This is a genomic window from Micromonospora sp. SYSU B005, assembly GCF_055362685.1.
In genome coordinates this window covers 1-10,496 of sequence record NZ_JAXCFU010000033.1, presented here as the reverse complement: position 1 = coordinate 10,496, position 10,496 = coordinate 1, and the positions used below count along the sequence as shown (strand labels likewise).

7 protein-coding genes and 5 pseudogenes are annotated in these 10,496 nt (G+C 63.8%); 3 read left to right on the top strand and 9 right to left on the bottom strand.

Annotated elements, in window-relative coordinates:
* Positions 1-594: 594 nt before the first annotated feature.
* A pseudogene (locus SM452_RS30040) lies at positions 595-759 on the bottom strand (site-specific integrase); the annotation flags it as partial.
* On the opposite strand from SM452_RS30040, the pseudogene SM452_RS30035 reads away from it, so the two are divergent.
* Positions 753-1,517, top strand: a pseudogene (locus tag SM452_RS30035) (transposase); the annotation flags it as partial. The pseudogenes SM452_RS30040 and SM452_RS30035 sit on opposite strands and share 7 nt — an antisense overlap.
* A 97-nt stretch (positions 1,518-1,614) precedes the next feature.
* Here SM452_RS30035 and SM452_RS30030 read toward each other — a convergent pair.
* The 3 genes from SM452_RS30030 to SM452_RS30020 all read right to left on the bottom strand — a co-directional run bounded on the left by SM452_RS30030 (position 1,615) and on the right by SM452_RS30020 (position 3,782).
* Positions 1,615-2,517 (bottom strand): hypothetical protein, encoded by a 903-nt coding sequence (locus SM452_RS30030; protein ID WP_463841191.1) that lies wholly within the window; start codon positions 2,515-2,517, stop codon positions 1,615-1,617.
* Positions 2,518-2,623: 106 nt separating this feature from the next.
* Complete coding sequence (locus SM452_RS30025) at positions 2,624-3,379, bottom strand: hypothetical protein (RefSeq protein WP_463841190.1); 756 nt, start codon at positions 3,377-3,379, stop codon at positions 2,624-2,626.
* A 172-nt stretch (positions 3,380-3,551) separates the two neighbouring features.
* Positions 3,552-3,782: a hypothetical protein gene (locus tag SM452_RS30020; RefSeq protein WP_463841189.1), complete on the bottom strand. Its 231-nt coding sequence runs from the start codon at positions 3,780-3,782 to the stop codon at positions 3,552-3,554.
* A 273-nt stretch (positions 3,783-4,055) separates the two neighbouring features.
* Between SM452_RS30020 and SM452_RS30015 the strand changes: the two genes are divergently transcribed.
* Entirely contained in the window at positions 4,056-5,888 is a 1,833-nt protein-coding gene (locus SM452_RS30015) for an AAA family ATPase (RefSeq protein ID WP_463841188.1), read from the top strand.
* A 586-nt stretch (positions 5,889-6,474) separates the two neighbouring features.
* Here SM452_RS30015 and SM452_RS30010 read toward each other — a convergent pair.
* Positions 6,475-6,711, bottom strand: a pseudogene (locus SM452_RS30010) (tyrosine-type recombinase/integrase); the annotation flags it as partial.
* On the opposite strand from SM452_RS30010, the gene SM452_RS30005 reads away from it, so the two are divergent.
* Positions 6,655-6,798: a hypothetical protein gene (locus tag SM452_RS30005; RefSeq protein WP_463841187.1), complete on the top strand. Its 144-nt coding sequence runs from the start codon at positions 6,655-6,657 to the stop codon at positions 6,796-6,798. The pseudogene SM452_RS30010 and the gene SM452_RS30005 overlap by 57 nt on opposite strands.
* A 495-nt stretch (positions 6,799-7,293) precedes the next feature.
* On the opposite strand, the pseudogene SM452_RS30000 reads toward SM452_RS30005, so the two are convergent.
* From SM452_RS30000 to SM452_RS29985, 4 genes and pseudogenes are all read right to left on the bottom strand, one after another.
* Positions 7,294-8,266 (bottom strand): annotated as a pseudogene (locus SM452_RS30000) (IS481 family transposase).
* A gap of 602 nt (positions 8,267-8,868) precedes the next feature.
* Positions 8,869-9,318 carry an SLATT domain-containing protein gene (locus SM452_RS29995; RefSeq protein WP_463841186.1) on the bottom strand — a complete coding sequence of 150 codons (450 nt, stop codon included), beginning with the start codon at positions 9,316-9,318 and terminating at the stop codon, positions 8,869-8,871.
* A 473-nt stretch (positions 9,319-9,791) separates the two neighbouring features.
* The gene (locus SM452_RS29990; RefSeq protein WP_463841185.1) at positions 9,792-10,127 is read right to left on the bottom strand and encodes an alcohol dehydrogenase catalytic domain-containing protein; all 336 of its coding nucleotides are present in this window, start codon (positions 10,125-10,127) and stop codon (positions 9,792-9,794) included.
* Positions 10,127-10,373 (bottom strand): annotated as a pseudogene (locus tag SM452_RS29985) (aldehyde dehydrogenase family protein); the annotation flags it as partial. The gene SM452_RS29990 and the pseudogene SM452_RS29985, both read right to left, overlap by 1 nt.
* Positions 10,374-10,496: the final 123 nt, after the last annotated feature.

The window sequence follows — 10,496 nt, the reverse complement described above, 5'->3', positions numbered from 1 at the left end:
ACTGCTGTCCTACCGGGAGCTTCGTCCTATCCGGACAATCGACACGCCGCCCCCGCCTACCTGGTCAACCGCCCTTGATCACGATGAAAAGAGCTCAGTGTTCCGGTCGGGCGCCGCCCAGGAAGCGCCGCTGGTGGCGACGCTGCGGCTAGGGCGACGGGAGCTCGTTGGGCGGCTACGCCCGGCCAGGGTTTTAGCTATCGAGAATCTGCTGATCGCAAAGAGCGCCCGGCTGCCTCCGCAGTCCTATCCTAGGACGCTCTGCAGGCTGTGTTTCTCCTCAGCAGTGCAATCTGGATGGGGCGGCAGGGCGGGTCCTTGACGGTTCGCCGTAACGGACCCGGTAACGGCGAACGCCCGCCGGCGGGGGAGTGGCTGACATGGGATGGCATTAGGACGTGATGCACGATGTCGTTCTGTCCGGGTATGCGGATGTATCGAGTTGTTCTGGCATGGCGTGACAGAATCGTTGTAAAACTGGGGGTCAAGGGGTCGTCGGTTCGAATCCGGCCGTCCCGACGCAGGTCAAAGGCCATTCGGGATCTTCCGGATGGCCTTTTCTGATCTTGCACAGCAGCGAAGTACAGCAACGGCTCATTGATCGAGGCTCTGGCCGAGCTTCCGCAGCGCCTCCCGGGTCGCCTTCGATGAGACCTGGCTGTAGATCTCCATCGTGATCGAGAAGTCGGCGTGCCGCAAGATCGCCATGGCGACCCGGGGATGCACGTCCAGGTCGACCAGCAGGGAACCGCAAGTCCGACCCAATCGACGCCATCGCCGCCGCCAGGGCCACCCTCGCCGGCACCGCCATGGGCACGCCCAAGACCCGCACCGGACCCGTGGAAGCGATCCGCGCCCTGCGAGTGGCCCGGCAGGGGGCGGTCAAGGCCCGCACGGCAGCCATCAACCAGATGCGTGGGCTGGTCGCCGCCGCACCAGAGGCTCTACGGGCGCAGCTGGCCAAGCTCAGTGCCGCCATCCTGGTCAGCCGCTGCACCGCCCTCACCATCGACCCGACCAAGCTCAACGACCCAGAACAAGCCACCGCCGCCGCACTGGCCGGACTCGCCCGACGGGTCACTACCTTGACCGACGAGATCACGACCCTCGACCGGCAGCTGGCACCCCTGGTCCGCCACGCCGCACCCCGCACCAGCGCCCTGTTCGGCGTCGGCACCGACGTCGCTGCCCAGCTACTCACCACCGCCGGCGACAACCCCGACCGGCTCCACTCCGAAGCAGCCCTCGCCCACCTCTGCGGTGCAGCCCCCATCCCCGCCAGCTCCGGACGGGTACGCCGCCACCGCCTCCACCGAGGAGGCGACCGCGGCGCCAACCACGCCCTACACACCATCGCCCTCTGCCGCCTGCGCTACAACCCACGCACCCGCGCCTACCAGCAACGACGCATCACCGAAGGCCTCAGCAAGCAGGAAATCCTCCGCTGCCTCAAGCGCTACATCGTCCGCGACGTCTACACCGCCCTACGCGCCGACTTCGCCGCCCTCACCCCTTGACCTCCATAGGAGCATCGGGATGGCAGCGAAGGCGGTCGACGGAATGTGCCCCACAGCAAGGAAAGCCTCTGATCCCTCTCCCTGCCTCAATGCCTACCTATAACCCTTCGCCAACGTAGAGACGCGCCCGCCGCTGCCACGCGGCAAGACAGCGGCGGGTTAACTCGACCTCATCGTGCTGATTGCCGAGAGCCCTTTCTGCATCGGCTAGAGCCTCTGCGAGTTCCATCAGGCCTCTAGAGACATCGCCGCTCACAGCTCGCAACTGAGCGGATAGGCGACGGGCGGCGAATGTAGTGGGATGCTCGGGTCCGAGCAGCCTGCTCACGGATCGGAGTAATGACTCTGATTCCGTTACCAGAGCTACATCATCCTCAGTCCCTAACAACTCCTCGCTGCGGGGCGACGGTGACGGTGGATCAAGAAGCGAAAGCCACTGGTGCGAGTGCCAAGACAAATATGCGTAGAGCATGTTCGGCTTAGCGGTGGGCGAAAGAACATCGAGTGCTGGGTTTGAATAGCCTTTGAAGAAGGACTTGACGTGCGCGGCCGTCGCCTCTCTGGAAACGATGAGCCAAGTTGTGAAAGCTTGCTTTTGGCCCCACGTGTCTCCTGCCTTCCCGAGAAGGTCCACCGCCCTGCTAAGCGCTACGGCCGCCTCCGAGAACCTTCGCTCGGTACGGAAGTCACGTCCAAGGTCAAGCAACGCTCGGCCCTGATTCTGCACGTCTCCGGCACGCTCGAACGCCTTGGCAGCCTGCACTAGAAAGGGCTCGCTCCTGCCCTCGTACCACCGGTTCAACCACTCGTAGAGATCGGCGCCGTAAAGATCGGCGACCGGAACTCCAGGTTTCGCCTCTTCGCTGCCTGGCCGGCCGACAAGGGTGTCAACGCCAAGGGTAGGGGATTGTGGCTCTGGACGGAGTTCAGGAGGCTGGCCGGATGACCCCGAGCCGCGGTCGTCAGCCGGCCTGGCGGGGCTATCGACGACCTCATCCATCTTTCGCAGAAGGTGGGGGGAGGCGCCGTATTTCTGAAGAAGGTGACGAAAGCGTCCAGAAACCCCGCCAGACCGCCTGGGCAGCAGTCGGACACCAGGACCAGCTTTAGCGTTCATGCGCTCCCCACCAGCCTGCAGGCGGCGGCCCAAGTTGATCGAGGGCCACATCCAGCTCGTGAAGTGTATCCTGAATCCCTTCACTGGCCAAGTCGGGTAACTTCAGCGACCCACTCAACAATATGCAGCCGTTGGGCTTGCCATCCACCGCGAAAATGGGACTAGCAACCATTCCTTCTGGCTGGCGAGATCTGCGCAGCTGCCCCCAGCTTAGTCCGAAGCGCTCATCACCTGATCGCTTAGCCCAAGCCGCTGGGCCCTCCTGGGTTGCGAGGCGGACAAAGCTTCGCCATTCCTCCGCCAGGATTACCTCCTGAGAGAACGCCAAACCCACTACGCCAACGCCAGGCTTAACTGAGCGCTCCACATCCGTGACGCCGCATCCAGCCGAGAGTCCCGAAACCAACTCTAGCCGAGTCCAGTAAAGCTTGCCGCGGAGCCGATAGTAGCGAATATCGATCTCGTCCCACGGTGCGCCGGTGGCGACTACCGCCGAGGAGATTGCCGCGCTTAACACAGCTCTTAGATCGTTCTCCCACTGCCGGATCCGCGCGGCCTGGACGGCGTAGCGCGCGGAGCTAATGCCTTCATGTAGTGCAAATAGAGCCAACGCTACGACGCTGGCCCATTGGGGAATCGATTGCTTCTCCCAGAACTCTCTGTCGGGGAGGTTCAGCTGAGCGCATGACACTACCGCCCCAGCTGCGGCCACCACGAGAGCGCGGACCAGGCGCAGAGCGATCATTTGGTGATTGTGGACCAAAGACGTGGTGGTGGGAACCCAGGCGCCGGAGGGTGTGGGAACTGAAGTCTAGGCAGAGCCGACGTTGAAGGACATATAGCTCCAACTAGGACAGCTCAGCGAATTCACCTGCTTCGGCCGGGTCTGCGGCTACCTAGGTGCGGCGCGGAGGGCGTCACTCCCTCTCAACTCCCCGTCCGTAGTAGTAAATCTCGACGTCGCCCATCCTGTCACCTCGGACGTAGGCGTGATCAACAGGCGATTCGGCCGAATCATCCGATCCAAGGCTGAACCCGCTTTGGAGCATTTTGACCGTAGCTGGCATCCTGCCAGCGTTGTCGATTTCCACAGGCATCAGTCGGCCGTCAGCCGGACCGCCGAGGAACCAAGCTTCTACTGCCGCCATGCGGACAGCATGCAGTAGCAGGGCGCCCGCGGTACAGCGTTGAAGGTGCCGGAACAGCCCCCACATAAGGGTTTCAGGCGAGCATCCGCAACCAGCGGCGGCCACGGCTTGGGCGCGGGGAGCGACAGCCTGGCCAGGAAACGGCATCTCAGGCCATACGGTGGGTGACCGATCCTGTGCGAGGTACTACCGTCTCGGTAGATCCACTTCGGCGGCGCAGCAAGATGTGAAACGGGCTGTCCAGAGCGATCATGGAGGGCGAGAGGTATGGGGGTGGCAGACCTGGAAGGGTTTGGCTTCGGGGGGTTTAGGAGCTTTCAGTCCCTCCAGCACTTCTTTCCCCTAGGAAAAGTAACGCTGCTGGCTGGCCAGAACAATGCTGGAAAATCAAATGTTCTGCGGTTTGCGCGGGATTACCTTGTCGCTAAGCCTGCAACTCCCGATTCACTCGACAGGCCCCTCCAAACCCTGCCGCAGGACTGGAGAATTCGGCTCCTACTAGGGCGTTCTCTGGAGGCCGTCGAATCTGAAATAGCGCGAGTTCCCGGGCACCGCCAGAACCCTGCAACTCCCTTGGGTGCCATTTACCGCCTACTTGTCCACCCCGCGCTCCGTTCCCACGGTCTTATCTGGGTACCCCTGGTTCATGAATCTGACGGTGGCACACACTTTGACGGAAAGGCGCATTGGAAATGGTCCCTGGAGCGCGCCGTTGTCCAGCATATTGCGCTGGTCTTCAATGGTCGGAATGATTTCTCCCTAATCCGCACCGCTCGAAATGCTCTGGAGAATAAGCAGTGGAGCGGCGGTAGCGTTGAGGGTGACATTGCCGCGATCCTGTCCTTCTTTTGTCCTTCTTTGGCCGATCTGCCCCCGGTGCGCGTGATTGAAGCTTTCCGGGAGATTCGCCCGTCTCAGGGAGCGGATGAGCTGGGGCCCTTTAATGGCATGGGGCTAGTTCAGCGCCTGGAGCAGCTCGAGCGGCCGAGTTTGTCTCACCAGGAAGACGTAAAGAGGTTCGAGAAGATTAATGAGTTCGTTCGTCATGTTTTGGAGGACGAGAGCGCAGTGCTTCGGATCCCCCATGACGCCGAGACCGTCCTAGTCGAACGCTCCGGTGCGCTTCTTCCGCTTTCGAGCCTCGGTACCGGAGTTCATCAGGTAATCATGCTCGCCGCCGCAGCAACATTGCTCGATGACCATCTGCTCTGCGTCGAAGAGCCAGAAGTTCACTTGCATCCGTTGCTGCAACGTCGCCTCGTCAAGTATTTGGCGCAGAAGACCACGAACAGGTATCTCATTGCCACGCATTCTGCACATCTACTTGACTATGAGAATGGCAAGGTCTTTCATCTCCGATACTCTCCACAGGGCGGAACCTCGGTGGAGTTCGCCGGGACTCCTCACAAGCTGGCTCGCATCTGCGCTGACCTTGGTTACAGACCCTCGGACCTCTTGCAGGCGAATGCGGTTCTGTGGGTCGAGGGGCCATCCGATCGAATATATCTCCGCCACTGGCTGTCGCTCGTCGCCCCAGACCTAATTGAAGGCGTGGACTTCTCGATAATGTTCTACGGTGGCGCCTTGTTGAGTCACCTTACCCCGAACGATCCTCTTGGCGGGGGCTTGGCCGAGAAAGAGCAGCTCGAGAAACTTGACGAGTTCATCTCCCTTAGGCGGTTGAACCGCCATTTGGTTGTCCTGATAGATAGTGACCTGACAGGCCCCCGAAAGCGCATTAGCTCGACCAAGGAAAGGGTGAGGTCCTCTTTCGAAAGCTCGGAGGGGCCTGGGTTTGCATGGATCACAAAGTGCTATACGATCGAGAATTATGTGCCGGTCGATATTCTAAGGACGGCCGTCAAGGCTGTGCACCCCCGTCTTCGCTGGTCCTATGACGGTGGACAGTGGAAACAGCCATTGGAGATGCATAACAAGGCAACGCCAAACAAGGTTGCGATAGCCGAGGAGGTGTGCAAGCACTGGACCGAGGACCGGCTCGATGTTCATGATCTCCGACGTCGTGTACAACAGGTTGTCGACTTGATTGACATGGCGAACGGAAAAAGAATGAGGCGAGCGTGGCATAGAAGGCGGCCCACGTAGAGTTGTTGATGGGTCGCCGGCGACGCGACGTACGGCGGAGCCCCGGGCCGCCGTGATTAGTGGCAGATCCGGGGCTTCGGTGTTGAAGGCGACGACCAGGGCGTGCCCCGGCGGGGCGCTCAGGCACTCCAGGATGGTTGGCGCCATCCCGACAACCTCCGTCAGGGCAGGCCCCACCCACTCCACAGGTGTGCGGACGACGGCCGACGGGATGGCTGGAAGGCGGAGGAACCGGCGGAAGCACGGATCGAGCCCATGGCTATTTCCCGTCGTTAATTGAGGGCTCATCGCCATGCCAAGGCAGGCCACGCGGGCGTGGCGTGGAGGCAAGACGCCAATACCGATGACTTGCCACCGCGGGTGGCGGGAGTGCTGCCGGGGGCGATGGCAAGGGGGTGCAGCAGCGAAGTACAGCAACCGATGGGACCAGACGGAACCATGCTGACTACCATCGGACCGTCGGCCAGCGCTGCGATCCGAGCCGGACCGCGTTGCCGATCTCTGGGGGTCAAGGGGTCGTCGGTTCGAATCCGGCCGTCCCGACGCAGGTAGAAGGGCATTTCTCGCGATCATGCGATGCGCCCCGCTGGGGACCATTTGGGGACCTCAGGCCGGTGAGATGCAAAGACAGCGCCTCACCGGCCGCATGGATCGACTTACGATCTGGATGCAGATACCGCTGAGTCGTCATCCGCGAGCCGTGACCGGCTTTCTTCCGTAGGACGTGCACCGGCACGCCGGCATCCGCCATCCAGGTCAGCCCGGTGTGCCGCAGGTCGTGCCGCCGCAGGTACTCGAAGCCCAGCGAGCCGACCATCTCGTCCCCGCCGCCTTCTTCCCGCGACGTGGCCGCGATGACATCGACAAGGCCCTGATGGCCGGTGCAGGCCTGGACACCCTCGAATCGTGACTCGCATGCGCGCGTCGGACGTGTCCCAGGCGACCCTAGAAGGCCTCCGGATCACCGCCGACAGGCTGTGCAGCGAGTATCCCTACCCGACTCGGCAAACCTGCGCGTCGAGGGACACGCGTGGCTGCGACGCATGACGGCGCTGCTCGACGCTCGCCTCACGCTCGCCCAGTACAGGGAGCTGCTGACCCTGGCGGGAACAGTCGCCCTCCTCGTGGGTTGCGTCGAGTACGACATGGGTCGACGCACCGAGGCCGAGGCGACCCGCAGGCGGCGTTGCAGCTCGGGGAGGAGGCCGGGGACATGAACGTCGTTGGTTGGGCGCAGGAGATGCGAGCGTGGTACGCGCTCACCGCAGGTGATTTTCGCGGCGTCGTTGCCGCCGCCGAAGCAGGCGAGGCAGCCGCGCCACACCAGAGCGTGGCAGTCCAACTGGCGGCCCAGCGTGCGAGGGCGTGGGCGTGCATGGGGGACCGGCGTCAAGTTGAGCTTGCTCTAGATGTAATGCCCAGCAGGGTTGTTGACGCGGGTGATGGGTGGCTTGCCGCCGAGTGAGGTGTGGCTGCGGTGGTGGTTGTAGGTGTGGAGCCAGCTGGGTAGGGCGTCGGCGCGGTGTTGGTTGCTGGTGTAGGGCTGTTGGTAGGCCCATTCGTTGAGCAGGGTGCGGTTGAAGCGTTCGGCTTTGCCGTTGGTCTGTGGTCGGTAGCGGCGGGTGAAGCGGGCGGTGGCACCGAGGTCGGTCAGGGCCTGGTGCCAGGCTCGGCCGCGGCGGTAGGCCAATGCGTTGTCGGTCATGACGCCGTTCGACGCGGGTGATGCCGTGGGCGGCGAAGTGCTCGGCGGCGCGGCGGAGGAAGCCGGCACAGGTGTCGGTCTTCTCGTCGGGGTGGATCTCGGCGTAGGCGAGACGGGTGTGGTCGTCGACGGCGCAGTGCACGTAGTCGAAGCCGACACGGCCGGCGGTGCGGGCACGGCGGTGTTCCAGGCTGTCGCGGCCCAAGATGCGCCAGCCGCCGCCGTCGCGAACCCGGCCGAGTTTCTTGACGTCGACGTGGATCAGCTCGCCGGGCCGGTCGCGCTCGTAGCGGCGGATGAGCTGACCGGTGGGCCGGTCGAGCCAGGCCAGGCGGTGTAGACCGTGCCGCGTAAGAACGGCGTGCACCGTCGAGGCCGGCATCCCGAGCAACGGTCCGAGCCGGCGAGCCCCGAGTTTGCGTTCCTGGCGCAGTTGGCAGACCCGCGCCTCCAGATGGGCGGGCGTCTTGTGCGGCTGGTGGTGAGCCCGGCTGGACCGATCCCGCAGACCAGCGTCGCCCTCGGCCCGCCACCGCTGCAGCCACTTGTAGCCGGTGGCCCGAGAACAGCCCAGTTCCTTCACGACGTGGGCCACCGGCCGACCCTGGTCAACGACACGCGTGATGAGCAGCCGCCGGCCGTGGATGGTCAGCCGGGCATTACGGTGGGCCATGAGACCTCCGGTTCCGTGTGGGCGTCAGCACCTCACACCTCGCCGGAGGTCTCGCCTCGTCTCAAGCCGCCACGCCGTCAACAACCCTCATGGGCATTACATCTAGACCAGGGTCGCCGCATCCTTGAAGGGCTTCCTTACCCGGAGAACCTGGATCACCACTTCGTCGTCGACCCCGCCAAGTTCGACTTCTATACGATGGACTGCTACGGATCCTCGGCGAGAACGGGCTTGCCGAGGTCTACGCGGATGAAGTGATCCGCTCATCCACGGACAGCAGCGGCGTAGTGCGTAAGCCGATGAGGGTGGCGGAGCCCAGATCACCCTTGGTGTCGTGGCTGCCCGGCAGTCGACCGGCGTCCGTCATGCATGCGGTGCCTCCGGCGGCCAGGGCGTCCCGCCCTGGATCCGGGCGCTCGGGGAGGCCATGCCCGCGTGCTGGCCTCCCGTCGCGCACCAAAGGCCACCAGACCGCGCCGAGCCGGTCCAGGTCGTCCGTCCGATGGGGCGCTCCACCTGGACCGGCTCGGCGCGGTCTGGTCGGGGCAGGCCCTGCGTGACGGGAAGCCAACGAGCCGCATCGATGTGCGAGGAGCTGACCACTATTCCAAGTCCTGAAAGTGGCCATCATTCATTAGCGCCGCATACCTGCGCCTTAGTTGCGCGATCTTCGTGCGAAACTCCGACTCGATATATCCGCTTTGAAGCACGTCAAAGTCCATGATTCCGACGCATTCAAGGGATAGGGCATTGAATTGACGCGCCAGTTTCTCATGTTTCTCGCGCCGACCCTGACTATCCAGAAATGCTGCTGCCGACCCGAGTCCGGCCGACAGCAGAGCCATGACGCCAGCGGGTAACCGCCCGGCGGTCGAGGCGAGCGCTGTGGCTCCAGCGACACCGGCCAAGACGGCGGCCGGAAGGCCAACGATGATGTGCACACGACCCCAGATTTTGCCTAGTCGCTCGTGGCGTCCTTCCTGTTCGCGCGACTCGATGAGGACGGACTGGACCGCACTCCAAGCTTGATCCATCGGTTCCCTTTGCGACATGGCGGGCACCTTACGCCGTCGCTTGCGACCACTCCTCCATCCTGTGGCTAGATCGTGGTCCTCCAACCACTGGAACAAGAGGATCTTGGCTGTCGTCCGCTCAATACAGATCTCAGTCCAAGGCGCATGATCGAACGTGCCATCAACGTGGCGTACGGAGTTGCCCCAGGCGGTCGTCAGTGGGCACGACCGGGCGACGAACTCCCTTGTGACACAAGCGATGGGGCGAACCATCCCGGCTCGGCGGCGGCTTCCGAACTGATGATGCCGGTAGGGGAGTAGTCCCACTCCACGACGGGGACCAGATGGGGACCACACGTCGAGCTCGGACCCACCAACCACGCACATGCAACTCGATGCTGCATCGCGGCTGACGTCCGGCACGCCTAACCCGCCTTCCTGGGGGTCAAGGGGTCGTCGGTTCGAATCCGGCCGTCCCGACAAAAAAAGCCCCTGGCCAGCGGGAACACGGGTCAGGGCTTTGATTTTCTTCTATGGAGATTTGAACCGCCCCCCGAAAACCCCCGTTTACGCGGTGCGGCCCAGCACCGCCGGCAGGGCGGCGCCCAGTTCAGCACCACGTGCGTGCCGGGCCGGACCCGGTCGACGCCGGGACCGACCTCGATTACCTCGCCCGCCGCCTCGTGCCCGAGCGCCAGCGGGTACGGCGGCGCGACCGTGCCGTTGACCATGAACAGGTCCGAGTGGCAGACCCCGGCTGCCCGTACCTCACCTGGCCCGCGGTCCGGCAGCTCCACCTCCTCCACCGTCAGCTGCTGGTCCACGCCGCGGGCGAGCAGCGCCCTCATCACTGGATCGCCTTGCTCTGGAGGAACTCGTCGAGCCCGTAGCGACCCGGTTCCCGGCCGAGGTCGGACTGCATGTAGCCGCCGAACGGGGCGAGCGGGTTGAACGGCGCGCCGTTGATGTCGACGGCTCCGGTGCGGATCCGCCGGGCGACCCGGCACCGCCCGTTGCTCGTCGGCGGACCAGACAGCGCCCGCCAGGCCGTACCGGTAGTCGTTCGCGACGGCCACCGCTGCCTCTTCGTCGTCGGCCGCCGTGCCGGCCGGCACGCTCGCTACAGAGGTTGAAAGGCCAAGGTTCGAGTTATCTCGGTGGCTCGGGTTCGAGGGTCATGCCGGTGCTGGCGAAGAAGCCGGCGAGGAGATCGGTCT